We start from the raw sequence: 24,712 nt of genomic DNA on the forward strand, positions 1-24,712 counted from the left end.
GCCCGTATCTCCGTTAGGCCATCCATGCTCCATGGCCAGGGGTTAGTCCAATTTAGCGCCCGATACTTTGACCACCTCGGCCCAGCGCTGTGTTTCCTTTCGCAGGAAGTCGGCAAACTCCACCGCTGTGCTGGGCATCGGATCGACGCCCATCTTGATCAGGCTTGCCTGGAAATCGGTGTCCTTCAGCGTCTTGTTGATCTCGGTGTTCAACCTTGCCACGATGGAGGCCGGCGTTCCAGCCGGCGCGAGGATACCGAACCACACGTTGACGTCATAGCCGGGCACCCCAGCCTCGATCATGGTAGGAATGTCAGGCGCTGCCGAGGAGCGGCGTGCCGTGGTTACCGCAAGCGCACGCACGCGGCCGCTCTGCACGTGAGGCAGCACGGCAGGAACCTGGTCGAACAGCATCGATGTCTGTCCGCCCAGCACGTCCGTCATGGCCGCAGCTCCGCCCTTGTACGGCACGTGAAGGATGTTGATTCCCGTTTTTGCCTTGAGCATTTCCCCTGCGAGGTGGCTGGAACTTCCGTTGCCGCTCGATCCCTGCGAGAGCTTGCCAGGGTTGGCCTTTGCATAGGCAATGAGTTCCTTGACGGAATGGATGGGCAGCGACGAGCTGACCGCCAGGATGTTCGCCACACCGCCATACAGGCTGATAGGCGCAAAGTCCTTGAGCGGGTCGAAATTCAGCTTCGGATAGATTGCCGGATTGATCGCCAGCCCGATAGGCCCCATGAGCAAGGTATAGCCATCGGGTGCCGAACGTGCAACGGCCTCCATCGCGATGTTTCCGCCGGCGCCGGGCCGGTTTTCAACTATCACGCTCTGGCCAAGGCTCTGCGTCAGTCGTTCGGCCAACAGCCGGGCCAGGGCCGAGGTAGTTCCACCTGCGGCGAATGGGACCAGCAGCCGGATCGGCTTGTCGGGGTATTTGCCTTGTGCTCCGGCGCCGAAGGGCAGGATCAATCCGGCGGCCACCAAGCCGGCAAGCGCGGCACGGCGGCCGCTATCGAATGAATTCATGATGTCTCCGTCAAGTTCTTGAAAAAAGATACGGGTGCTTCCGTAGCGCCAATGCACGCCACGTCCCCGCGCCTGGTCAGTGCTCAGGAGTAGCCCAGGCCGTCGATCAGCGGAAAGGCGGCGAAGGCCTTTTCATCCACTTCCAGCCCCACGCCGGGCCGGTCGATGGGCTCAACGCAGCCGTCTGCGCCAATCTCGAACGGCGTGCCGAACATGTCGCGAAGCGGATTGAGTTGCGACACGCAAGCCTCGAAGTAGCCGGCGTTGTCGATGGCCGACAGAAGATGGACGGTGCTGGCCATGTTGATCCCGCCAGCGGAACTGTGCGGGTGGATCGGAATACGCCATGCCGAAGCCAGCGCAGCAATGCGCTGGGTTTCGGTAACGCCGCCGGTCTTGGACAAATCTGGCTGGAATACCTGCACTGCGCGGTCTTCCAACATGCGCGCGAACTCGAAGCGCGTGTAGTGGTTCTCTCCAGCAGCCAGTGGCACGCGCTGGCTGATCTGCGCCGCAGCCCGGTATGAAGCGAAGTCCTGGCAGGCAAAGGGCTCTTCAAGCCAGCCAACCTGCAACTCCTCCAGCGCGGGCAGCACGCGGCGCACGTCGGCCAGGGTATAGGCCGTGTTGGCGTCGACGAGGATCTCGATCTCGCCGCCCAGTGCAAGCCGTACCGCACGGATGCGTTCGAGATCCCGCTCCACGGTATCGCCCACCCGCAGCTTTACGGCGCGGTAGCCACGGGCCACATGGCCTGCGGCCTCCTCAGCGAGCGCAGATGGCGCCTGATAGCCCAGCGCCACTCCGCCGGCATAGGCCTTGACGCGCCGCCGCGAGCCGCCGAGCAACCGGTACAGTGGCATGCCGGCAGCCTTGCCGCGTACATCCCACAGCGCAATGTCGATTCCGCTCAACGCAATCGCCGAGGCCGCGCCAAGGCCATGGCTGGACAGCTGCATGCGCTGCACCCGAGACCACACGCCCACAGTGTCACAAGCCTCCATGCCGCTCACCAGCGGGCCCAGCGTATTGTTGATGAGGCTGGCCACCGCGCCCGGACTGCGCCCGGGATGGGATTCCCCGTAGCCCACAATGCCGTCGCTGGTGCGAACGCGCACCACGATCACATCGCGCTTCTGGGCATTGCCGATGCCCATGGGCACAGTCCTGCCCTTGGGAAATTCATAGGTCATCGCAAAGGCCGTGACGCTCTCGATCTTCATGCTCATGTGTCTTGTATTCCTTTCGATCTGTTGGGCGGCGCGCGGATCAAGCCACCGTATAGCGGTCCACGAAGTCTTCGCGGATCGTGATGCCCAGGCCCGGGCGATCGGGGATATCGATCAGCCCGTCGCTCACGCCGAACTGCTCCTGCGCCAGCTCCTGCAGCAGTGGATTTGCGCCCACCGAGTACTCCAGCAGCCAGCCTGCAGGCGAGGCGCAAGCCACCTGCATGCCCGCAGAAAACGCCAGCGCGCCAGTCCACAAATGCGGAGCAAGCTTGATGTTCCATGCCGAAGCAATCGCTCCAATACGCATCGCTTCGGTGATGCCGCCGCAGATGGCCAAATCGGGCTGGAAGACATCAGCGGCGCGAAGCTCGGCAAGATCGCGGAAATCGAAGCGGTTGAATTCGCTTTCGCCAGCGGCAATCGGAATCGCAGTGGATGCGCGCACTTCGGCCATGCCGCGCTTGTCGTCAGCCGTGACCGGCTCCTCGAACCACAGCAGGTTGCAGTCTTCGACGAGCCGGCAGAACCGCTTGGCCTCGGCCACCGTGTAGGTACCATGGGCATCGCAGGCCAGGCCGATGTCAGGGCCCAGAGCCTCGCGCGCCGCGATGACACGGCGGGCCGAATGGATCGGATCGCCATCGATCACGCCGACGCGCATCTTCACCGCGCGGAATCCCCCGCGCCGTACATAGCCCAGCAACTGCTCGCCAATGTGGTCGGCATCGGCCCACCCGCCCGAGGCGTAGGCTTGCATGCGTTCGGCCTTGCGTCCGCCAAGCAGCCGCCACACCGGCTGACCAAGATGCTTGCCCAACAGATCCCACAGCGCCATGTCGATGCCGCTGATGGCGGCAATGGACACGCCGCGGCGGCCCATGATGGGAAACACGTGGCCGTGCTGCAGGGCATAGTGCCCACGGCAGCCGCTGTACATCTGCTCCCACAGGCGATTGATGTCACGCGCATCTTCTCCCACCAGCGCGGGGCCGAACTTGTGGTTGATGATGGCGACGACGCCATGGCTGTTACCTTCGCTGCCGACCTCCTCCTTCGCTTCGCCCCAGCCAACCAGGCCATCCTCGGTCTCGATGCGCACCAGGACGGAGTCGAACGATGCGACACGGCCGAAATCGGACACGTGCTGCTTCTCATAGGGAATGGGGACATGCAGCCAGCAGGCCTTGATGCTCTTGATTTTCATAGCGGAAGTTGAGACCAGCGCCGGAAGATCGCTTCCTGCGCATCGGGGTTGACGAAATGGCGAGGCAGCCGACCGCGGAGAATTTCCAGCACTTGGTCGACGGCGATCTCGCTCATGCGCTGCATGCTGTCGCTGGTGATGCCAGCCATGTGTGGAGACAGCAAGACATTGGGAAGCCTCGGCAACGGCGAGCCAGCCGGCAAGGGCTGGGACTCGAAGACATCGAGCGCAGCGCCCGCCAGCTGCCCGGCTTCTAGCGCTTGCACCAGCGCGGATTGGCACACCACAGGGCCGCGCGAGACATTGATCAGCCTCGCTCCCGGCTTGATGCGCTCCAAGCATGCCGCATCGACAAGACCGCGCGTCTCGGCCGTCAACGGGCATGCCAGCACCAGGAAATCGGTCTGGGGCAGCGCATCTTCCAACGAGAGGTATTCGCAGCATCGGTCTTCGTTCGCCGGTGGCGTGCGCCGCACCCCCAGGGCCCGCATGCCCAGGCCCAGGGCACAAATGCGGGCCACCGCCCTGCCGATGGCACCCATGCCCACGATGGTCACCGTCTTGCCGCACAGATCCAAGCCGCTGTCGGCCATCCCGCGCGCCGCCGGCCAGCCCTGCGTGCGCAGCATGGCATCGATGGCTCCCAGCCGACGGGCCAAAGCAATCATCTGACCAACGACGTACTCGGCCACGGTGCTGGCATTTGCACCGGGCACATTGGCCACGGCCACCCCGGCGCGGCTAGCCGCCGCAACTGGAATCATGTCCAAACCAGCGCCATGGCGAACAACGCCACGCAAACTGCGTGCTTCATCGAACAGGCGCTCGGGCAGCGGATCGCGCACAACCACCACGCTCACACCTGCGGCTTCGCGGCACAGGGTTTCGCCGTCTACAGCGCTCGCCACACGGACTTGCGCATGGGCAGCCAGTCGCTCTGCCTGCCGTGGCTCGATCGGCTGCGTCAGCAAGACAGCGGGCCGATCGCCCACGGCCGAAGTGCGGATGAGATCAACCAGCATTGCAAACTCACTTCGTGCGCAGCACGTCCGCCTCGACTTGGCCGAGCCAGAAGCGTTCCACGTTGCCGAGATGATCCTGCAGGATGTCCAAGGCCCGCGCCGCTTCGCCGGCAGCCACCGCATTGCGCAAGGCCGTGTGCTGAGCAATGGAGCGGCGCCCATTGGCTGGGTCGCTGAAGTAGCGCTCCCGGCGTGCACGGGACGCCAGCCAGAAAGAGTTTGCAGCGCGTTGGATGAGTTTGTTGCCGCTGGCGGAGCACAACGCAATGTGAAAACGCGCGTCTTCCTCGCTGAGCGACTGTCCGGCCGCATGCCGGGCATTGGAGACGGCCAGGATCTCGTCGATCAGCGCGATGTCCGCATCGGTCCGCCGAATGCAAGCCAGTTGGACCGACTGAATCTCAAGCATGGAGCGGAATTCGTTCAGATCCTTGACGTCATCCGGAGAGGCTGGCATGCCCAACTCGGACTCGACCACCAGCATGTCCAGCGAGGCTTCGCGCGCCACATCGCGCAGGTAGATACCTGACTGGGGCCTGCGCTGCACGACACGCAAGGCCTCAAGAGCAGACAACGCCTCGCGCAGCAAGCCGCGACTGACGCCGAAGCGCTCTGACAGCTCGCGCTCGGAAGGAATGCGCTCGCCAGGCTCATAGCCCCGTTCGCGGATGAAAGGGAGCATTCGCGACAAAAGCTGGGCACTGTCACTGTGCATGTGAGAGGAGTTGGTATTCATCATCAAATTGGATAGACCAAATTGGTAAAACCAATTTGGCATGACCAAATTTTGCGATCAATCCAACTCAAGAAACAACAGGGTTTACCCCTGGATTGCCATCAGCTTGCTGCCAACCTATGAAACAGCCGGAATCTGGGCCGCCGTCAGCCGTGGGGCCCTATGCAGGCAAGGACACGGGTAAGTTGGCGTTGCTTCGCGATCCGCACGGCACCTTCAGTGCGCGCGACGTGGTGCTGGCCGATGCGCTGTACTGCAACTACTGGTTGATTGCCACGATGCTGGCCGCAGAAGTGGATATCGTCATGCAGCAGCATGGCGCGCGACATACCGACTTTCGGCGAGGCAAGTCCCTGGGCAAGTGCGATCACATAGTGAGCTGGTCCAAGCCGGCGCACCGTCCCAACTGGATGACTCGCCAGCAGTATCAGGCGTTTCCTGAGCAGTTGATGCTGCGTGAGTCCAAACGCCAGCACAGGATAGTGGTCACCAGCCTGCTCGATGCACGAGAGGTCAGTCAAGAACAACTCTCGCAGTTGTACGCCAAGCGCTGGAACGTGGAGTTTGATCTGCGCAATATCAAGACGAGCATGGGTATGGATGTGCTCGATTGCCACAGCTTGGAGATGAATATCAAGCAACTATGGGTCCACCTGCTGGCCTACAACGTGATCCGGCTACTGATGGCGCAGGCAGCCCGTCACGCTGCAGTGGATCCACTGCTCGCTGAGCTTCAAACACACCGTGCAGCTATGCAGCGAATGGAGTGCCAGGGATTTGTCAGCCACGGCAAGCCACAACGCACTGTTCGAGCTCATCGCGCAGCGTACGGTGGCCAATCGCCCTGGCCGCCAGGAGCCTCGCATGCGAAAGCGACGACCTAAATCCTATCCTTGACTCAAAGAGCCTCGGGCACTTGCACGCGAACACCCGCGAATACACGGACATGCCCCACGAACTCGCTAAAGTAAGTGCCATTCGGTTCAGTGCGCAAAAGTGCGCATTCACCTCCGCGCTGGTGCTGACGTACACCCCGCCGGCATACTGCGGCAAGTGGCTGCACCGCAGCGCCTGCACCCAGCCGGCATCCAGGTGCTGCATCTGGTAGTTTCACGGCGCACCGGCCTCGGGTTTGCAGGCATGCACCTGGTGCGGCGGCATTCCACATGGGCATGACGGCATCGCACCAGAACTCGACACTCGCCGGCATGGTTCAAGCCCGGCGCTCAGTCACCTCGTACACCCGCAGGTCGCGTTCGCCAATGCCCAGCGTGGTCCAGCGCATTATCCCCGGCGGCGGCAATGCCCGGGCCAGCGGCATTGCAAGGCTCAGCCCGCCTTCCAGCCCTGCGGTACCCTGGGCTTGTCGATCTTCGCGAGTTCGCAGACCACGTCGGCGATTCCCGAGAAGTCGATGCTGCCGAACGCGCTGGCCCGGGCCAGGCTGAACGACTCGTGCACCGCGGCGGCGACCGGCATGGGCACCCGCGCGGCATGCGCGGCCAATACGATCAGCGACAAGTCCTTGTGGGCCAGGTCGATCGTGAAGCCCGGCGAGGTATCGCCGATGAGCACCTTGTTGGGAAAGTTCATGCGCAGCTGGCCATTGCTGGCAGACGTGCCATACAGCACCTGCAGCGTCTTGGTGATGTCCAGGCCGAAGCGCTGCGACAGCGCCAACGCCTCGGCATTGACCTGGCACAGGGTGACGGCGACATAGTTGTTCACCAGCTTGGTACGGCCGCCCGTGCCGACGGGGCCGCAGTGGTAGATCGCGGTGCCCATCGCCTCCAGCAAGGGCTTGACCTTGGCGAAATCGCCGTCGCTGGCCCCCACCATGAACAGCGACTCGCCCCGGTCGGCATGCTCCGCGAGCCGCCCCACCGGCGCATCGACCACACTCATGCCGCGGGCGCCGGCCATCTGGCTCAGCCGGTCGGTCGCCAGCGGGTCGATGGTGCTCATGTCCATCAGGATGGTGCCCGGCCGGGCGTTGGCGAAAATGCCGTCCTCGCCCTGGGCCACCTGCTCGACCTCGACCGAGGACGGCAGCATGGTGATGACGATGGCGCAGCCCTGCGCGATCTCCTGGATCGAAGCAGCCTGCGCGCCAAGCTCGACCAGCGCCTGCACCGCGGAGGCATTGAGATCGCTCACCTGGAGCTGGAAGCCCTTCTTCTGCAAGTTCGCCGCCATGGACTTGCCCATGCGGCCCAGGCCGATGAAACCAATTTTTTCCGCCATTGTCTTTGCCTCCTGTTCGTGATCGGTAGTGGTCAATACGCCATGTAGGCCGTCTTGCCGACGGTGTAGAACTCCACCGCGTGCCGGCCCTGCTCGCGCGGCCCATAGCTGGATGCCTTGGTGCCGCCAAACGGGACATGGTAGTCCAGCCCGGCGGTCGGCAGATTCACCATGGCCAGGCCGCTCTTCACATGCTGGCGGAAATGGTGGGCATGGCGCAGCGAGGTGGTGCAGATGCCGGCGGACAGCCCGTAGGGCGTGTCGTTGGCGGTTGCCAGCGCCTCGTCATAGCCGCTCACGCGGATCACCGCGGCGACCGGGCCAAAAATCTCCTCCTGGCTGATGCGCATGCCATTGCCGGCCCGCGCAAACAGCGTGGGCTGCACGAAGTAGCCCGGCGTGGAGCATTGCGCAATACCGCCGCCCTCGACCAACTCGGCGCCCTCATCCCGCCCGATCTGGATGTACTGCAGCACCTTGTCGAGCTGAGCCTGGTTGATCACCGGCCCGATCTGCGTCTGCTTGTCCAGGCTGCTGCCGACCTTGAGCTGCCGCATGCGCTGCGACATCGCCTCGACAAAGCGGTCGTGGATCTTCTCGCCCACGATCAGGCGGCTCGACGCGGTGCAGCGCTGCCCGGCAGAGAAGAAGGCGCCGTTGAGCGCACACTCCACGGCCACGTCGAGATCGGCATCGTCGAGCACCACCAGCGGGTTCTTGCCCCCCATCTCCAGCTGCACCCGGATCATCCCGCCCATGGCCGCCTGCGCCACGCTGCGACCGGTGCGTACGCTGCCGGTGAAGGACACCGCGTCGACTCCGCCGAGCAGGCTCTGGGCCGCGTCGGCCCCCTTGCCGTTGACCAGGTTGGCCACGCCCGGCAGCAGGCCCTGGCTCTCGAGGATGCGGAACAGGACATGGGCTACGCCGGGCGTGTATTCGGAGGGCTTGAGCACCACCGTGTTGCCGAACGCCAGCGCCGGGGCCATCTTCCACGCCAGGATCGCGATGGGAAAGTTCCAGGGCGTGATCAGGCTGACCACGCCGACAGGATGGCGGCTGACCTGCACCTCGATGCCGGGCCGCACCGAGGGCAGGCTTTCGCCGCCATAGCGCAGGCATTCGCCGGCGAAGAACTGGAAGATCTGCGCCGCCCGCAGCACCTCGCCCTGGCCTTCGGCCAGGGTCTTGCCCGCCTCCCGCGATACCAACAGCCCCAGCTCGTCCTTCTCGGCAAACATCTGGATCGCCACGCGCTGCAGAAAGTCCGAGCGCATCTGCGTCGTGGTGCTCTGCCAGCGCGCCTGCGCCGCGCGGGCCGCCTGCACGGCCTGCGCCATCTGCTGCGCATCGGCGCAGGCATATTCGCCGACGACTTCGCGCGTATCCGATGGGTTGAGGCTGCGCAGCACTTCGGCCGAGCCCATCCAGTTGCCATTGATCAGATTTCCATTCTCCACATCAACTCTCCTGCTGGTTTCCAGGCGCCCTACTTGAGCAGCGGGCACACGCCTTGCTTGGTGGGCGCATAGGCTTTTTCGCCCGGGATGGTTGCAACGATCCGGTAGTAGTCCCAGGGCTTCTTCGACTCGGCGGGCTGCTTCACCTGCATCAGGTACATGTCGTGCACCATGGCGCCGTCGGCGCGGATATAGCCCTTGGCAAACATATCGTCGATGGGCTGGGACTTGAGCGCCTGCATGACCTTGTCGGCATCGGTGGAGCCCGCTTTCTGCAAGGCCTTGAGGTAGGTGGTGACCGCCGAATAGTCGCCCGCCTGGAAGGTCGTGGGCATCTTCTTTTGCTTGTCGTAGAAGCGCTGGGCGAATGCGCGCGAGCCTTCGCTCATGTCCCAGTACCAGCCCTCGGTCAGGTACATGCCGCCCGTCGTGGCGAGGCCCAGGCTGTGGATGTCGGTGATGAAGGCCATCAGCGCGGCGACGTGCATCTTCTTGTCGATGCCGAACTCCTTGGCCGTCTTGATCGCATTGATGGTATCGCCGCCACCGTTGGCCAGCCCCAGCACCGTGGCCCCTGAGCTTTGCGCCTTCATCAGGTACGAGGAAAAGTCGGAAGTGCTCAGCGGGTGGCGGATCGCGCCCACCACCGTGCCGCCGGAATCCTTGACCACGTTCATGCCGGCCTGCTCCATCGAGTGGCCGAAGGCATAGTCGGCGGTGAGGAAGTACCAGTCCTTGTGGCCTTGCCCCACCAGCGCCGCTGCGGTTCCGCGCGCCTGCGCCGCGGTTGCATAGGTATAGCGCACCATGTAGGGCTGGCACGCCTCCTCCGTCAGCGAATCGGCGCCGGCGCCGGCGCTGATGAAGACCTTCTTCTTGTCCCGGGACAGGTTGCTGAGCGCCAGCGACACCGCGGAGTTGGAGCCGGCGACGATGAGGTCAACGCCCTCCTTGTCCCACCATTCCCTGGCCTTGCTGGACGCGATGTCGGCCTTGTTCTGATGGTCTGCCGCGATGATCTCTATCTTGCGGCCCAGCACTTCGCCGCCGAAATCGGCCACCGCCATGCGGATGGCCTCCAGCCCGCCCCGGCCATCGAAGTCGGAGTACAGCCCCGACATGTCGGTGATGAAGGCGATTTTCACCGCCCCCCCAGCCGATCCTGCCGGCTGTGCCTGCGCCGCGCTGGCACAGGCCATGGCAAGTGCCAGCGCGGTCCATCGCATGTAGGTGTTTTTCATCGCCGGGCCGCCCCAAGATGAAAAGGCGCCTCCTCGGTGGGCAGCGGCTACACGCAGTGAGCATGCGTGGGGGTCATTTTTCATTTCACGATGACATCAGTACCGCATTTCGCTGGACTACGCCGAAGCCAGATACAGCAGGTTTATCAATAACTTAGGCGAGTTCATCATATGCCGGTGCTTTCTGAAACCCGACCCGACAGGCGACCGCATGGCTCCCATGTGGCCCCTGAAAAACGGGTCTTTGAGGAGTCATCGTGGCAAAAATCAAACTCACCAAAACCGCCGTCGAGACGGCGCAACCCGAGGCGCAGGCCGTCGAACTGCGGGACACTCTGGTGCCCGGCTTCCTGTGCAAGATTACACCAGCGGGCCGCAAGGTGTTCATGCTCCAGTACCGCACGAACGGCGGGGAGCGGCGCAAGCCCGCCCTGGGCCTATTCGGGGAATTGACCGTCGAGCAGGCCCGCGCGCTGGCGCAGGAGTGGCTGGCCCAGGTGCGCCGGGGCGGCGACCCGGCCGCCGACAAGGCGGTGGCGCGCACCGCTCCCACGGTCAAGGAGCTGTGCACGAAGTTCATGGAGGATCACTCCAAGCAGCGCAACAAGCCCAGCACGCAGAAAGGCTACTGGAAGACCATCAACAACAACATCATCCCGCTGCTGGGCCGCATGAAGGTGCAGGACATCAAGCGTCTGGATGTAGCTGCGGCCATGAAGAAGATGGCCCACAAGCCCGCGGACGCGAACCACACGTTCAGCGTCCTGCGCAAGATGTTCAACCTGGCCGAGGTATGGGGCTACCGGCCGGATGGCACCAACCCGTGCCGTCATGTCCCGATGTACCCCAACGGTAAGGCCACCCACCTCATCAGCGACGAGGACATGGGCAAGCTGTTCCGCCACCTGGATCACCTGGAGGCCGAAGGGCTGGAGCACTACACCATCCCCCTGGCGATCCGGCTGCAATTCGAGTTCGCGGCCCGCCGCTCGGAAATCATCGCCCTCGAATGGGCCTGGGTCGATCTGGATAACCGCCGCGTGGCCTGGCCCGACAGCAAGACCGGTGGCATGTCCAAGCCCATGAGCGAGGAAGCCTACCGGCTGCTCTCGACCGCTCCGCGCCGGGACGGTTGCCCCTACGTCCTGCCGTCGCCCAACGACCCGGACAAGCACCTTACCGAGGGCGAGTACTACGGCGGCTGGAGCCGGGCTCTGAAAGCGGCCGGAGCCCAGCATGTCGGTACGCATGGCATCCGCCACCGCTCGGCGACCGACATTGCCAACTCGGGGATTCCGGTGAAGGTGGGCATGGCGCTGACGGCGCACAAGACCGTGGCCATGTTCATGCGCTACGTCCATACCGAAGATGCGCCAGTGCGGCAGGCCGCCGAGCTGGTGGCGAACCGGCGCAAGACGGTGGTGGCGGGAAAGCGCACCGGACAAGGGTCGGGCGAGGTACCGGCTTCGGCGGCGGCATGAGTTGTCCGGTGCCGAAAATCCTAGACAGTGTCTCGGAAATTTATCCTCTGAGAATTGTCGTGATGCCATCACGACAATTCGGATGCCTACCCGTCGCCCGCTGTTATTGACTTTTATTCGTCTATAAACGAAAATAATGCCGTACCAAATCGAGCACTACCTGACGGCCGACGGGCAGAAGGATCTCTACATCGACTGGTTGCGTCGTTTGCGCGATGCGCAGGCCAAGGTGGCGGTCATCCGGCGCGTGGCCCGCGTCGAGCAAGGCAACTTCGGCGATCACAAATTCTGTCGTAATGGCGTGTGGGAGTTGCGCATCGACGTGGGGCCGGGCTACCGGGTGTATTACGGGCAGGCGGGCCAGCGGCTGGTGCTGCTGCTGTGTGGCGGCGACAAGCGCACGCAGGATGCGGACATAGACCGCGCAGTGAGCTATTGGCAGGACTGGCAACGGAGATTGGATGATGAGAAGCAGACCCCATGACGAAGCGATGGCCGAGCTGTACCGCAGCGATCCGGCGCTGGCGCTCGAAGTCATCAATAGCATCCTGGCCGATGGAGACCAAGCCGAGCTGATGATCGCGCTGCGCCAGGTCGCGCAGGCGGTAGGTGGCGTGCAGGTGGTGGCTGAACAAGCGCACCTGAATCCGACGCAGCTTTACCGCACACTGTCGCCGAAAGGCAATCCAGCCCTGAACAGCCTGACCGCTATCCTCAAGGTGATGGGACTGCGCTTAGCGGTGCAGCCGCTGGCTTCGTCGCCCTCGGCACATGCCGTTTGATGCCCATTGACTATGGCGAGTACCGCTCACCCAATTCACTTTGAAGACTACAGTGGCGTTCAATTTGAACGCCTTGTTTTTGCGTATCACGTTCGCGCTGGCTGGCGTGACCTGATCTGGCATGGCCAATCGGGAGGCGACCAGGGGAGAGACATCTTCGGCATTGAGGAGTTTGATGATCGACCTGCACGCAAGACAGTCATTCAGTGCGCGAATCGTGATGCGCTGACCCTGGCAAAAGCCAAAGCCGACATGGAGAAGGCTGTCGCAGTTGCTGGCGGCAAGCCGGATGCGTTCAAGTTCGTCTGCCGCGGTGCTGTTTCCGATGCCACCAGGGGACGGATTAACAACGCCGCCGCCGCACTCGGCGTAGCGCATGTGACGATCTGGTCGAGCGTTGAGTTCGAGGAGAACCTGCGCCTGCGTGGCGAATACCTTTTGCACCGCTTTGTCCAGGGCGTCGAGTTCCCTGAAGCCGAAGCTGAAATCCGCAAGTTCGCTGACGACTTCCCTGATCTATCCGACGCGGAATCGCTGGGCCTCATGGCCGCAGTGTTCGACCGGCCCGCTTTTCGCACGCCATTTCGGCAGGAAAGTTCACTGCCGGCTTTTCAGCAGGCCGTGGAAGACACGATCGGGGCACTCAATACCGGCGCGTGGCGCACGCGCGAAGGCACCGAAATCCGACGCATACCGTCGATCCATCACATTAGAGACCAGCATGTTCGCAAGGTGCTGGCCCAAGTTGTGCGCCAGGTCGATGAACTACGCCGCATCTTCGTCTCTCGCCTCCGAGAGGGTGAGATCAGGCATTGCGGATGCGGCAAGGCGGACTGCCCTACGTACATTCTCAGTGCTTGTGTGGCCGACGAACTGGATGATGCCCGCGACCGCATCCTCACCACATTTCGCTCGGTGCATGCACCGTTCGATGTCGTCGTTCGATAGACACAGGGAGTTTGGCAATGGCGGCGCAAATTCCCCCGTTCAGCTCGCAGCACCTTGAAGCCGCCTGCCGCGTGCTTGCCGACACCGAGCGTGGCCTGAGCGGCACGCAGATCGGAAGGTTGCTGCAAGACATGGAAGTGTCCGACCCATCGCCAAGTATGACGAAGTGGAAGCGGTTGTTCAACGCACTTGCTGAGGTACAGAACAGGCAGCAGCGAGGCAACCACCTGATCATGTTCATCAACCGCGCGATGAAACCAGTGAGCTTCACGCGCGATCCTGGAGCATTTGCTTGGTTGCGCGATGAACTCAATGTCGTACTGGCGTTCTCAGGCTTTTGTGTGCTTGACGATGGCAGAGTGGCGTATGCCGACAAGGCTGCGACGCTGGATGCGGCCCGCGCGCGTGCCGGCCGTCTCAAGGCGGCGCTCGAAAGCCGCGTCGTCCATCCAGAGGTCTTGAACTATTGCCGCGCCGAGCTATTGGACGAAAACTATTTTCATGCGGTCTTCGAGGCAAGCAAGGGCGTCGCCGAGCGGATTCGCACACTGTCGGGCTTGACCAGCGATGGTGCCGACTTGGTGAACAAGGCGTTCGCGGGCCAGCAGCCAATCTTGGCTTTGGGGCCATTGAGTACTGAGTCGGAAAAGAGCGAGCAACGAGGGTTTGCGAACCTGCTGATCGGGTTGTTCGGTGCCGTGCGTAATCCCTTAGCGCATGCCCCAAAGACGAATTGGCCCATGTCAGAACAAGATGCGCTCGACATCTTGACGCTGGTGTCGCTCATCCATCGCAAGCTGGATGGGGTGCAAGGGGTAGCGAGTTCGAATCCCGCCACGCCGACCATTTATTCTCAATGAAATCAACTGGTTACAACAGAAATGCCGTAGCCCGTTCTTCTTTGCCAGAGGGCGTTTGGGGCTGAGGGGTAAACCAAGGGGTAAACCGGAATCCGGTTCAGCTGCTTGTCAAGGGCTGTAGGGTGCATGAGACACTTCAACTCTCACTCAACTCAGGACTGCCCGTAGACGACTTTCGTCTACGGGCAGTCCAGTCTGATGTCGGTCGACTATGAGCAAGCCAAAGCCGAGCGTTTTGGATCAGCTTGAAGTCGGCTTCGCAGCGGGAACCGCCGCTCACCAGTAACGCCCGATAGCCTGCTCTGGGTCTGAAAGCGGACATCATCCTCGTGAGCTACGAGAGATGGGGACGAAAGCTGGTCCAGTGGCCATTGGGCAAGCCGTAACATCTAGCTGAACTCCAAAGAACGAATATGACGATACCCACTTTCGAGCTGCATATCCTTGGCTGGAAAGCCTTCGAAGATCTTGTGACGTGTGTGTTTCGAGACATCCTCGGCCAAACGCTACAAATTTTTGCGGAAGGCGTCGACGGCGGTCGTGACGCCGCATTCAAGGGCATTTGGTCACCAGCAGGTACTACGGAAACGCATTACGGTAGCTACTGTGTTCAATGTAAGCACACCAGTAAGGTCTCGAAGACTCTGAGCGTCAGCGTCGTCAACGGCGAATTTAAGAAGGTCACTCGCCTTGCGGCCGAAGGGCTGTGCGATACCTACTTTCTGGTGACGAACTATTCGGTGCCAGCAGACGTTGCGGCCGACCTCGAGAAAAGGTTTATCAACGCAGGAGCAAAGCGCGCCTTTGTGTATGGCGCCGAATGGTTGAACCAGACCATTGCCCTCAATCCTCGCCTGAGAAGGCTTGTGCCGCGGATTTATGGCCTAGGTGACTTGACACAGATCATCACCCATCAGGCATATGCGCAAGCTCGAGAGGTCCTCGACTCCATTGCGCCAGACTTGGGTTGCTTTGTGCCGACATCTGCGTATCGGAAGTGTGCTCATGCGCTCCAAGAGCACGGATTCGTTCTGCTTATTGGTGAACCCGCCAGTGGAAAGACCATGATCTCAAATCTAATGGCACTCTCCGCCGCCGACGAGTGGGGATTACAGACGATCATGGTCAGCAGTCCCACAGACTTCACAAAGCACTGGAACCCAGAAGACCCCGGACAGTTCTTGTGGGTCGACGACGCATTTGGAGCTACGCAGTATGACGCGTCTCGTGCCGGAGAGTGGAATCTGCACCTCACGAAGCTCAAAGCAGCGATCAAAGCCGGCGCGAGAGTTGTCTTTACTTCGCGCGATTACATATTTGCCGCAGCCAAGCGAGATCTGAAGCTGAGTGCCTTTGAACTATTCGATGACAGTCGCGTGTTGATCAGGGTCGAAGAACTGACGCAGGCCGAACGAGAGATGATTCTCTACAACCACCTGAAATCTGGCTCGCAGCCACGCGATTTCAAGACACGCGTGAAGCCTTTTTTGGAAGCCGCCGCCAAAGTCCCGAAGTTCTTGCCAGAGATATCGAGACGGTTTGCCAACCCGAAGTTCACCAAAAGGATGGTCGCAAACGAAGCAGGAGTCCTAAACTTCTTTGCGGAACCGGTACAAGTTCTTCTCGACGTGGTGGACGCACTTGCCGCTTCCGAAAAGGCAGCTTTGGGATTGGTCTTCATCGCCGCCGGGAAGCTGTCGATACCTCTGACAGTGGATTCCAATGTAGCCAGTGTGCTCGAATTTCTGGGTGTCACCATTGGAGAAGTGAAGTCCGCACTAGCCAGCTTGGACGACTCCCTGCTAAAGCGTGTCATCGACTCCTCAGGCTCGCACTGGACTTTTCGCCATCCGACGATCCGTGATGCGTACGCGACGATGGTGGGCCGGAATCCGGAACTAATAGATGTCTATCTTGCAGGGGTGACCACTGAGCGAATGTTGAAGGAGGTGACCTGCGGAGAAACATCGATCCAAGGCGTCAAAATCGTTGTTCCGTCCTCGCGATACCACATAGTTGCAAAGCGTTTGAATGACTACAAGCCTGCAAGCCACTCATGGCAGGATCCAAAGCTCGTCTTCTTAAGCAGCCGATGCTCGGCGGAGTTCATTGCTATCCACTTCAAAGACAAGAACATCGCTGAATTAATTCCGACATCTCACATAGCTACTTATGACAGTGGCCTCGGAGTACTGGGAAAGCTGAATCGTGCCGGGCTCCTAGAAGAGGGCGTACGGCAGCCTCTCGCCGCTCGGATCGTGCAAATGTGTAAGCAAGATCGTTCGTGTAAATCGCTCGAGTCATCGGCCTTCAGGGCGCTACTTACCGACACGGAATACCAATCTGCCGCACTCAACATCGGTTTTGATGTGCTAACAAATGGTCCACAGCTAATTGAAGATCTGAAGAGCGAGTGGGATGCTGAAACTGATCCATCCGAAGTCTTCTATGATTTTGATAGAACACTGGAGTTCATCGAATGGGATGAGCTATTTGACGAAGACCAACAAGCCGAGGCTACGACTCTGCGAAAGCTTGTCGAAGAAGCCGAACGGGAATTGAACGAGCGCTATGAGGAGAAGCCTTATGAGAAGCTGGCGGCTGAGGAGGCTGTACAGGCAACGCCCACTACAACGAAGAGCAAGAGTGTGTTCGACGACGTGGACGAGTAGCTGCCGTCGATCTGGCTTAGCTGATTTCAGACCCACTTTTGTCAACCACGTAAGTTGATTCGCTGGAGTGCCGAGCTGAATCGCGGGCGTTGTCCAATGGCAAGGCCTGAGCTTTTCAAGCTTGATACGAGGCTTCGATCCCGTCAACGGTTCCAGCCAAAGTACTGAGCCCAGCGATTCTCAACGGGTGAAGTTTGCCAGCTTCGCGGTGCTCGGCGAACCAATGTTAGTTGAGACGGATGGCTTCCCAATCTCAGGTCCTCAGTCGAGAGTGGTCGCTGAAAGGTCGATGGGTAAAGGTCAGCTGTCAGCCTAGATGCGGCAGTGCAGCGAATGCTACCGCTCATCTCCACCGGTCGTACTCACGCTGTCTTTCGCTGAGCAGTCATTGAGTGCTGGCGAAGGATAAGATATTTCGAGACCGCGTGCTGGACTGTGGGGCCAACGGAGGTTCTCACTATCCTTCGGCCAGGAGCGTACATGCTTCATGGAGACTCACCTGCATCGGACATGGGCCAAAGGAATGGCTGGCGTACAAACTTCGTGATCACCCGATCAGCTACGGATTTACTGTGGTGTACCTTAGCTTCGCGTAGGATTACATCAAATAACGACCATGGGGGCTAATTCTGGCTGAACTCCAATCTATCTTCGGCAACCATGCTGATGCCGAAACTCATGTCATTTTTGTGCACGGACTTTCGGGTGACATTAAGGCCACTTGGACCTCTACGGCATCAAAGCCACCAGTACTGTGGCCAGGCTGGTTGTCTGAGGACATCGCAGGTCTTGGCATATGGCTGGTTGGCTATCCTGCTCCAAAAACCAACTGGGGGGGCATCGCGCTGACGCTGGCTGATCGGGCGGACAACATCCTTGCCCGCCTGCTTTTGGAACCCCGCCTGGCAAAGGGAAATATCGTCTTTGTCGCGCATAGCCTTGGTGGACTTGTCGTGGAGCAACTGCTCCGGAGCGCTGATCGTGATGCCGCGAGCGATAGGCGGGCTGAGGATTTTCTCTTGCGCGTTAGGCGCATTGCTTTCTTGGGCACGCCGCATAGAGGGGCCCTCCTGGCGAACATCGCAACCTCGCTTCGCGTATTCTGGCTGCGACCTTCAGCCGCAACTCGAGATCTACTTCTAGGCAGTCCACAACTAAAAGAGCTCAACCGATGGTATCGAACGAAGAGCCAAGACAATGGCATCGAGCATCTTGTGTTAGCCGAGGGGTGCCCAGAACGTCTGTTCGGGTTCAATCTCCCCGAGACGCTTGGAAAGGTCGTTTGGTCGGATAGCGCTGACCCTGGATTACCAGAGCTATCGATCACTGTCGATGAAAGTCATACGACCATTTGTAAACCTCGTAGCCGCGAAGCAGATGTATATCTTCACCTCAAGGAGTTCATAGCTCGCCCTTTTGCCGTCCCGCGCGTGGCTCGGATGGCAGAAGTGATCGAAAGCAACACTAGCCAACTCAAGCAACTCACAACACAAAGCCAGGAGCAAACTCGGGCGCTTGAGGCATTCAAGCGCACAGTGGAAAGCAGACCGCTTGCGCCGGCTATGGACACGGCAATCATCGATGCCGAAGTGGCGAACCAAATGGAACGCTTGTGCAAATGTCGATTTTTTGCAGGCGTCAATACGGTAGATGAGGCGCGGCGATTGGCCGTCAGCCTAGATAGCGGCGCTCTCGCCGTGGCTAGCAGCGCTGTAAAGAGTGATGCACTCGCGTGGTGTGCAAGGTTGTTAGCGACCACCGCGCCTGCCGAGGCACAGTCAATACTAGATAGCATCACGAGCCCAAACCAAGAATTGATTGCGATTGCGCGCGGGTTCGTGAAACAAGGTAGTGGCAATCTTGCGGAAAGCTTGGGGGAGCTAGCCGGCATTACCACGCCAATGGGCCGCGGCGCCGCCTACATCTGTGTCCTGAGGACTAAAGGGTTTGAAGAGGCTGAAAGTTGGCTCCAGCAAGCTGGCTTGACTGACGCCGATCTAGACAGCGATGCGAAGTTCTTCCATCTCGGATCTGCGCTGGACATAGGGGCATGGGACATTGCGTATCGAATTGCGACCACCCTGACCGGCGGCGACTTTGATCGATCACCGGCGATTCTCAGGCTCACAGCGGATGCCCATCTTGCACAAGTGATTCCGGATGAACTACGAACGCTACTGCGTCAATACATTCCCAGCAACGCCGCGACCGTTCCACTGCGCGGTGATCCGGGCAGCCTTCATAATAGAAGAATCGCTGGGGAGCTCTATGATCGATTGGCAATGGCTGCCACCGCACTCGGTATGCCTGCGCATGCGGGGGATGCAAGTGACCGAGCGCTCTGGCTTCGGCTTAGGGATCCTGAGCATGTCGCGACTGCCCGAACTGAATTGATCACCAGCCTGAGAGATCCGGCAGTGCTCCTTCGACGCCTGAATCTTGCTGTTCAGTTTGGAGTCGAGATTGATCTACCGCAGGTCGAGAAGGAGGTCGATCGCCAGACGGCACTGAGTGGCGGAACCTCCCCCGATGCCGCGGTTGCTCGCTTCTCGCTTGCCTTCGTACAGGGAAGTCCCGCCGCTGCAGCAGCGTACATTGACAAGCATCGCGCGCAATTGGTGGAGCACCTTGAGTGGAAGGGTATCTATTTCTTTGAAATCGAGGCACTCGCCAAGTCAGGGCAGGTCGCACAAGCAGAAACTCTCTTGCGGGAGGCGATAGGCAAAGGTATTTCGCCAAACGAGAAAGATCGCTTGCGCCGCCTGCTCGAAGAGGTTGCTGGCAACGATCCTATCGACGGCCGACTTGCGACCTATGAAACAAGCAAGTCCGTTGTGGATCTGCGCCTCCTTGTCGATGCTTATGAGGGGGCGACCAATTGGGCAAAGACCGCGGAGTACGGCAAGGTTTTATTGGCCATGACTGGCGATCTTGCTGACGCGCATCGATACGTGGTCGCGCTGTACAACCAAGAGCGCTTGGACGAAGTGTTGGCTGTATTTGCTGAGTACGCAGACCTAGCCACTCAGTACGATCAAGCTCGTCTGCTCTATGCTCAAACCCTTTTCGAGCAAGGCAGCATCAATGAGGCGCGCCTGGAGTTGAATGCCATCCGTCAAACTTACGATTCAGCCGTCGCGCGTCAACTGCACGTCAGTCTGGCGGTCGCCTCCGGGGACTGGGATTCGCTGCAGGGTTTTGTCGAAAGCGAGTGGAGCAACCGCTTGGAGCGGACGCCGAAGGAGTTGCTCCGCGCTGGGCAGATGGCGCAGCTCATCGGCGCTGCCCGTGGACAGGAGCTCGTGCGCGACGCGGCACGGAGGGCTACGGGAGACCCTGCAACACTGATGGGCTGCTATCACGCAGCAGTCTCCGCTGGCTGGGAAGAGGGCCGCGAAGCTTTTCAATGGCTGGAGCAGAGCGCTGCACTATCAGAGCAGGCGGGCGACGGACTTATTCAGAAGCTCTCGCTTGAAGAGATCGTTGAGAGAAAGCCAGCATGGGATAAGCGTGCGGGAGGTGCTAGGGATCTACTCACCAAAGGAGAGATTCCCCAATTCACGTTTGGTCAAGTCCTAAACCGTTCTCTTCTGACTCTCTTCCTATCACCGGCGCTCAGCAATGTCGATGAACCAGACGTTCGCCGACGACCAATAGTTCATGCGCTGAGTGGCGCACGCGCTTCCTCAGCGTTTGACCCCAACGTGATTGCGATGGACCCAACGGCTCTGATAACGGCTGAATTGTTGGGAGTCATCGGGTTATTCATTTCGACATTCGACAGAATCTTCATCCCCCACAACACGCTTGGCTGGCTGTTGGAAGAGAAGGCACGGATTCTCTTTCATCAGCCCAGCCGGGTCGCTGCTGCCCGAGACCTTTTGCAAATGGTTTCGGATCAACATTTGTGCGCATTCGACGGTACTTCGCATGCGCCCGACGGCCTCATCAGTGAGGTTGGCGACTCGCTGGCTGCGATGCTTGCTGACGCTTCGGCCCCTAGCCATTCAGACAAGAAGCAACGGCTGGTTGTTCGCGGTGGACCCATTCACAGGGTCAGCACCTTCATGAAAGAGGAAGCCGATCTTGCTGAATTTATGCCGTATCTCTGTAGTGCAGTGGATGTGGTGGACAAGCTAGCGCAAAAGGGGGTCCTTACTCTAAAGGAGGCCAACGAGGCCCGCGAAGATCTCAGATTGCGAGAACGGCCCTGGCCGTCAAGAACTGAAATTGCGGACGGAGCCATTCTCTATCTGGACGACCTCACGGTCTCTCACCTGAGATTTCTCGGGCTCCTGCAGAAGTTGCATCGCGCCGGAATTACCGCAATCATTTCTCAAGGCGAAATTGAAGAGGCGCATGCGCTCATCAAACATGACGCAAGTAGTGCGGCGGTCATCAGGACTGTGGACGGACTGCGTGCCAATTTGAAGGATGCTCTTGAGAGCGGAAAGGTTCGCCTTGGAAGAGCAATTCGAGTCGACAACGAAGATGGGCCAAAAGGCGCTTTGGCGCATCCGTCCGTCGCCCTGCTGAAATTGATCGATAGCACAGAGGCTGGCGTCAGCGACGACCGATTCCTGAATCAACATCTTTCGATCTCGTCAGAGACGTCGACCAAACCGTTACTGACGACCGTGGATCTACTCGATACCCTGTGGCGGCGAGGGGTGCTCTCTGGATCAAGGGTCCTAGAAGCCAGGACAGCGCTGCGTCGTGCGAACTATGCCCTTATGCCGCTCCATCATGAGGAGCTGACCGAGTTCATTTCCAGCGCTCCGGTTATCAATGGAACTCTTGTTGAGACGGCAGAGCTGCGAATCATTCGGGAAAGTGTCCAACGTATTCGCATGAGCGACTTGCTCCAGTTCCCCAAAGAACTGCCTTGGCTGAACAGTTTGCTCGGCGTTTCATTGCTCGTACTGAAGGAGCAATGGACTGGAGAGCTAGACGAAGCTGCGGCGTGCGCACGGTCCGACTGGCTTTTGCAACTAGGTGATGTTCGAGGCTGGACGCATCGCCTGAATGAAGGGGTGCAGCAGCTAGAAGATCGATACTTGAACTGGGTGTCGCTTCTGATGATGGTTGCTGTGGCTCAGTCTCAGACAGTGAAAGAAGCATATTGGCGCTGGTTTAGTTCTCGCATCCTCAAGCCAATAGTCGATGAGGGTGGAAACGCATATGCGCTTCTGCTCGAGCGCGCTAAGATGATTGTCGCGCAAAGTGTTGATTCCTCGGCGTTGGGTCTGGAGGCTGGAAATGAATCGTAAGGCTATTGAAGGGCTGTTTGTTCAAGCCACCATTGACCTATTCCCTCCAGATATTCAACGCTCCTTGCTTGAGGACCATGAATTCATTCGAAGATGGAAAATCGCAACAGAGACGATCCTGACGCTAGGAACGGATGGTCCGTCTTTTAGCCGCAGTCGATTCTTTGAAAGCATTCGTAGCGCCATCCGAGATCCTGGTTCTGTTATTCCTGTTGAGGATCAAAGTGGTCTAGCTTGGCAACTGATCGCCGAGCAGCAAGGCGAGAACTTTATGTTCTCACTGTGTGCCAAAGAGAAGAAGCAGTATTCTTTGATCGACCACTCGGCACTTGCGGAAGATGTGTCGATTAGAACTCGCTGGCTTGAACGAATAGGGTCGGTGATATTTTTGGACAGCGAGAGCTGCCAAAATTGGCTTCATCGTCTGCAGCAATCGCCGCTTAGCGACGATGAGTTCGCAGCACTGATGGCAGACATCGATCTAACACCAGCAAATTTCCTCCACGCTCTTCGAGTGAACTTGGCGCGAGCAAATGTTAGTGTCTCAATGTTGGTGCCATATGAAGGTCGCTACTATGAACGTCTTATTGGGCAGCTTGGACGAAGTGCCACCGTCTCGGAGTATGTTGAGGCCGGAGCAAAGTTTCGCATCGAGGAACTTCGAATTGGCAATAGTCGGCAAGGGTTTAGTTTTTCGCTGCTGCTGTGCTCGGTAGGGACAATTGCTGACTACATACAACTAGACGCGTTTGATCGACGTGAGCTAGTTCAAACTTATGAGTGGTTGGCTGAGCACGGCGATCCGATCTCGCGAGTCGGTGCAGTAGAGCTTGCCCTCTCTCACCTAGATCGCTTTCCAGAGCTTGTTCCGTTTGTTGAGCGGATAGTCTCAGAACTACTGGCAGATGATCCGGCAAACGATGGCAGCAGCCTTGCTCTTTTGTGCGCCATGGTTGTCATGGCAGCTTCTGAACTTGTGAGAAAGCGCACTTTTGGAGATGCCCCTCCGTTCTATATCAGGCAAGCAGCAATCGCACATGCGTCGCTTGTGATCCGGGCGGTCAATGAAGCGCACCTCAATACAGCGAGCTTTACTCGGTGGGGCCAGGCTTTGGACACTGATCACATCTACCTTCTGCGCGGGCTGATCGATCTTCGCCGCGAACCACGCTGGCTACCCGACTTCATAAGTGCCGATCAACTGCGATTTGAGTTCATAGGTCGCATCACGAATGCAGTAGGTCGACATGAAGGCAAGATCCAGTTCGCCTCCTTACGGAAGCTTCTTGTTGGCCCAGACTCAAAGCTTGCACAGGCTGCCCAGTGGCCGTACCCGTATCTCCCCGGCCCGATGGAAGGCGCAATCGCTTCTGGGCGCCCCTTTCCTGACGATTTACTGCGCGAGGTCAAAACCGCGCTCGAGGCTAGTCGTCTTGAGGCAAATTCATTTGCGGGACTTGTAAATGGTGCATTGATATTTGACATGCAGGAAGAGATGGCTAGCCTCGCAGCGGCTGCTTTGCGGCGTATCAGCTTTTCACTTGAAGACACGGACGATAAAGATAAGAACTTCCGCCTTGTGGCTGGGCTAGCAGTTCTTGCCGCGGTCACGCGCTGTGGAGACCTCGCGGACGCGGTCCGCATGCTTACCCGTGTCATGCGGCGCCGGAAGCGACTTAATGGAAGTCTAGACGAGGAATTAAGGATTGCTCTGATCAGTGCTGCCTCGTTTGAGGACCCAGAAGCGTGGGCTCGATTTACAGGTGAATGGTTCACTGAGATCGCGTTCGAGGCAAGTGACAAGGGTGCGGCAAAAACCTTTCTATCCAAGCTCCGACAGTTGGTGAAATTGGAACCGACGCTTGCCAAGCATTGCGCATCTGCTGATGCTGCTCTCGACGCTTTCGCACACTAGACCTGCCCATCACCCCCTTCAAGACGAAAAGCTGATGACTTTCATAGAATGATTCCCGCCCACACTGGGCGCGTCTATACAAACTGAACGCCTATGCCAAGTTCGTCTGGATCTACCGTCTACTTTGAAATGAAAACTGCGGGCGGCGGGATTGGTATATAAACTGCCTGCTCCGTAGCCAATTGACCAGTACCTGGGGTGATGCAATCGGTCGTGGTAAGCATGGTTCAATGACTGGTGTTCGTGGATGCAGTCGTTCGGGGACTACATCACGAATGACTCGGACCAGCCTGAAGTCGACTTTGTTGCGATTGCAAACGACCCAAACCATGACCAGTCTGCCCAACTTGTCAAGATCGCTGGCGAGAGCTCAGCTAAAACGTCCACCGCGCCGACACCCGCACACTGCGGGGCTCCATCGGGTGCACATGGCGGCCGTCGATGCCCGCGCCGCAGACGCCGCTGCTGACCTCGCGCGCGGAGCACGAGGCGTACCAGTATTCGATGTCGTTGCCTTTGCTGCCCATCAGGTTGAACACCTGCAGACCCAGCGTGAGGTTCTTGTTCACGGCATAGCTGGTGCCGAAGTTCAGCAGCGTCACCGGCCGCGAGCGCA

The 24,712-nt window shown here is 59.4% G+C and carries 16 protein-coding genes and 2 pseudogenes; 9 read left to right on the forward strand and 9 right to left on the reverse strand.

What is annotated here, in order from left to right:
* Positions 1-42: 42 nt before the first annotated feature.
* The 5 genes from ACODRX_RS09890 to ACODRX_RS09910 all read right to left on the reverse strand — a co-directional run bounded on the left by ACODRX_RS09890 (position 43) and on the right by ACODRX_RS09910 (position 5,226).
* Complete coding sequence (locus ACODRX_RS09890) at positions 43-1,029, reverse strand: tripartite tricarboxylate transporter substrate binding protein (protein WP_488871293.1); 987 nt, start codon at positions 1,027-1,029, stop codon at positions 43-45.
* Between the two features lie 83 nt (positions 1,030-1,112).
* On the reverse strand, positions 1,113-2,252 hold the full coding sequence (locus tag ACODRX_RS09895; RefSeq protein WP_488871321.1) for a mandelate racemase/muconate lactonizing enzyme family protein: 1,140 nt from the start codon (positions 2,250-2,252) through the stop codon (positions 1,113-1,115).
* Positions 2,253-2,298: 46 nt separating this feature from the next.
* The gene (locus tag ACODRX_RS09900; RefSeq protein WP_488871295.1) at positions 2,299-3,465 is read right to left on the reverse strand and encodes a mandelate racemase/muconate lactonizing enzyme family protein; all 1,167 of its coding nucleotides are present in this window, start codon (positions 3,463-3,465) and stop codon (positions 2,299-2,301) included.
* Positions 3,462-4,487, reverse strand: coding sequence for an NAD(P)-dependent oxidoreductase (locus ACODRX_RS09905; protein ID WP_488871297.1), 1,026 nt, complete (start codon positions 4,485-4,487; stop codon positions 3,462-3,464). The genes ACODRX_RS09900 and ACODRX_RS09905 overlap by 4 nt, the downstream gene beginning before the upstream one ends.
* A 7-nt stretch (positions 4,488-4,494) precedes the next feature.
* A complete protein-coding gene (locus tag ACODRX_RS09910; RefSeq protein WP_488871298.1) occupies positions 4,495-5,226 on the reverse strand; it encodes a FadR/GntR family transcriptional regulator in 732 nt (243 codons plus the stop codon).
* 146 nt (positions 5,227-5,372) lie between these two features.
* Here ACODRX_RS09910 and ACODRX_RS09915 point away from each other — a divergent pair.
* Positions 5,373-6,117 (forward strand): annotated as a pseudogene (locus ACODRX_RS09915) (IS4 family transposase); the annotation flags it as partial.
* A 435-nt stretch (positions 6,118-6,552) separates the two neighbouring features.
* On the opposite strand, the gene ACODRX_RS09920 reads toward ACODRX_RS09915, so the two are convergent.
* The 3 genes from ACODRX_RS09920 to ACODRX_RS09930 form a co-directional block, all read right to left on the reverse strand.
* Entirely contained in the window at positions 6,553-7,503 is a 951-nt protein-coding gene (locus tag ACODRX_RS09920; protein WP_488871300.1) for an NAD(P)-dependent oxidoreductase, read from the reverse strand.
* The gene (locus ACODRX_RS09925; protein WP_488871322.1) at positions 7,500-8,894 is read right to left on the reverse strand and encodes an aldehyde dehydrogenase family protein; all 1,395 of its coding nucleotides are present in this window, start codon (positions 8,892-8,894) and stop codon (positions 7,500-7,502) included. The genes ACODRX_RS09920 and ACODRX_RS09925 overlap by 4 nt, the downstream gene beginning before the upstream one ends.
* A gap of 62 nt (positions 8,895-8,956) precedes the next feature.
* Positions 8,957-10,153, reverse strand: a complete 1,197-nt coding sequence (locus tag ACODRX_RS09930) for an ABC transporter substrate-binding protein (RefSeq protein WP_488871301.1) — start codon at positions 10,151-10,153, stop codon at positions 8,957-8,959.
* A gap of 272 nt (positions 10,154-10,425) precedes the next feature.
* Here ACODRX_RS09930 and ACODRX_RS09935 point away from each other — a divergent pair, with 272 nt between their 5' ends.
* The 8 genes from ACODRX_RS09935 to ACODRX_RS09970 all read left to right on the forward strand — a co-directional run bounded on the left by ACODRX_RS09935 (position 10,426) and on the right by ACODRX_RS09970 (position 24,096).
* Positions 10,426-11,649, forward strand: coding sequence for a tyrosine-type recombinase/integrase (locus ACODRX_RS09935; RefSeq protein ID WP_488871303.1), 1,224 nt, complete (start codon positions 10,426-10,428; stop codon positions 11,647-11,649).
* Positions 11,650-11,785: 136 nt separating this feature from the next.
* The gene (locus ACODRX_RS09940; RefSeq protein ID WP_488871305.1) at positions 11,786-12,133 is read left to right on the forward strand and encodes a type II toxin-antitoxin system RelE/ParE family toxin; all 348 of its coding nucleotides are present in this window, start codon (positions 11,786-11,788) and stop codon (positions 12,131-12,133) included.
* The gene (locus ACODRX_RS09945; RefSeq protein ID WP_488871323.1) at positions 12,114-12,431 is read left to right on the forward strand and encodes a helix-turn-helix domain-containing transcriptional regulator; all 318 of its coding nucleotides are present in this window, start codon (positions 12,114-12,116) and stop codon (positions 12,429-12,431) included. Before ACODRX_RS09940 ends, ACODRX_RS09945 begins: the two co-directional genes overlap by 20 nt.
* Before the next feature lie 12 nt (positions 12,432-12,443).
* Positions 12,444-13,379: a hypothetical protein gene (locus ACODRX_RS09950; protein WP_488871306.1), complete on the forward strand. Its 936-nt coding sequence runs from the start codon at positions 12,444-12,446 to the stop codon at positions 13,377-13,379.
* Between the two features lie 17 nt (positions 13,380-13,396).
* Positions 13,397-14,239, forward strand: coding sequence for a TIGR02391 family protein (locus ACODRX_RS09955; RefSeq protein WP_488871307.1), 843 nt, complete (start codon positions 13,397-13,399; stop codon positions 14,237-14,239).
* A gap of 413 nt (positions 14,240-14,652) precedes the next feature.
* The gene (locus ACODRX_RS09960; RefSeq protein ID WP_488871309.1) at positions 14,653-16,911 is read left to right on the forward strand and encodes an nSTAND3 domain-containing NTPase; all 2,259 of its coding nucleotides are present in this window, start codon (positions 14,653-14,655) and stop codon (positions 16,909-16,911) included.
* Positions 16,912-17,678: 767 nt separating this feature from the next.
* Positions 17,679-22,181, forward strand: a complete 4,503-nt coding sequence (locus ACODRX_RS09965) for an HTH domain-containing protein (protein WP_488871310.1) — start codon at positions 17,679-17,681, stop codon at positions 22,179-22,181.
* On the forward strand, positions 22,171-24,096 hold the full coding sequence (locus ACODRX_RS09970; protein ID WP_488871312.1) for a hypothetical protein: 1,926 nt from the start codon (positions 22,171-22,173) through the stop codon (positions 24,094-24,096). The genes ACODRX_RS09965 and ACODRX_RS09970 overlap by 11 nt, the downstream gene beginning before the upstream one ends.
* 374 nt (positions 24,097-24,470) lie before the next feature.
* On the opposite strand, the pseudogene ACODRX_RS09975 reads toward ACODRX_RS09970, so the two are convergent.
* Positions 24,471-24,712: pseudogene (locus ACODRX_RS09975) on the reverse strand (TonB-dependent receptor); the annotation flags it as partial.

This window comes from Comamonas sp. FG99, from assembly GCF_057808605.1.

What these genes read in the sequence shown, in the direction of transcription:
- ACODRX_RS09890 (WP_488871293.1), bottom strand. Translation starts at nt 1,029, where the DNA reads ATGAATTCATTCGATAGCGGCCGCCGTGCCGCGCTTGCCGGCTTGGTG.
- ACODRX_RS09895 (WP_488871321.1), bottom strand. Translation starts at nt 2,252, where the DNA reads ATGAAGATCGAGAGCGTCACGGCCTTTGCGATGACCTATGAATTTCCC.
- ACODRX_RS09900 (WP_488871295.1), bottom strand. Translation starts at nt 3,465, where the DNA reads ATGAAAATCAAGAGCATCAAGGCCTGCTGGCTGCATGTCCCCATTCCC.
- ACODRX_RS09905 (WP_488871297.1), bottom strand. Translation starts at nt 4,487, where the DNA reads ATGCTGGTTGATCTCATCCGCACTTCGGCCGTGGGCGATCGGCCCGCT.
- ACODRX_RS09910 (WP_488871298.1), bottom strand. Translation starts at nt 5,226, where the DNA reads ATGATGAATACCAACTCCTCTCACATGCACAGTGACAGTGCCCAGCTT.
- ACODRX_RS09925 (WP_488871322.1), bottom strand. Translation starts at nt 8,894, where the DNA reads ATGGGCTCGGCCGAAGTGCTGCGCAGCCTCAACCCATCGGATACGCGC.
- ACODRX_RS09930 (WP_488871301.1), bottom strand. Translation starts at nt 10,153, where the DNA reads ATGCGATGGACCGCGCTGGCACTTGCCATGGCCTGTGCCAGCGCGGCG.
- ACODRX_RS09940 (WP_488871305.1), top strand. Translation starts at nt 11,786, where the DNA reads ATGCCGTACCAAATCGAGCACTACCTGACGGCCGACGGGCAGAAGGAT.
- ACODRX_RS09945 (WP_488871323.1), top strand. Translation starts at nt 12,114, where the DNA reads ATGAGAAGCAGACCCCATGACGAAGCGATGGCCGAGCTGTACCGCAGC.
- ACODRX_RS09950 (WP_488871306.1), top strand. Translation starts at nt 12,444, where the DNA reads ATGGCGAGTACCGCTCACCCAATTCACTTTGAAGACTACAGTGGCGTT.
- ACODRX_RS09955 (WP_488871307.1), top strand. Translation starts at nt 13,397, where the DNA reads ATGGCGGCGCAAATTCCCCCGTTCAGCTCGCAGCACCTTGAAGCCGCC.
- ACODRX_RS09960 (WP_488871309.1), top strand. Translation starts at nt 14,653, where the DNA reads ATGACGATACCCACTTTCGAGCTGCATATCCTTGGCTGGAAAGCCTTC.
- ACODRX_RS09970 (WP_488871312.1), top strand. Translation starts at nt 22,171, where the DNA reads ATGAATCGTAAGGCTATTGAAGGGCTGTTTGTTCAAGCCACCATTGAC.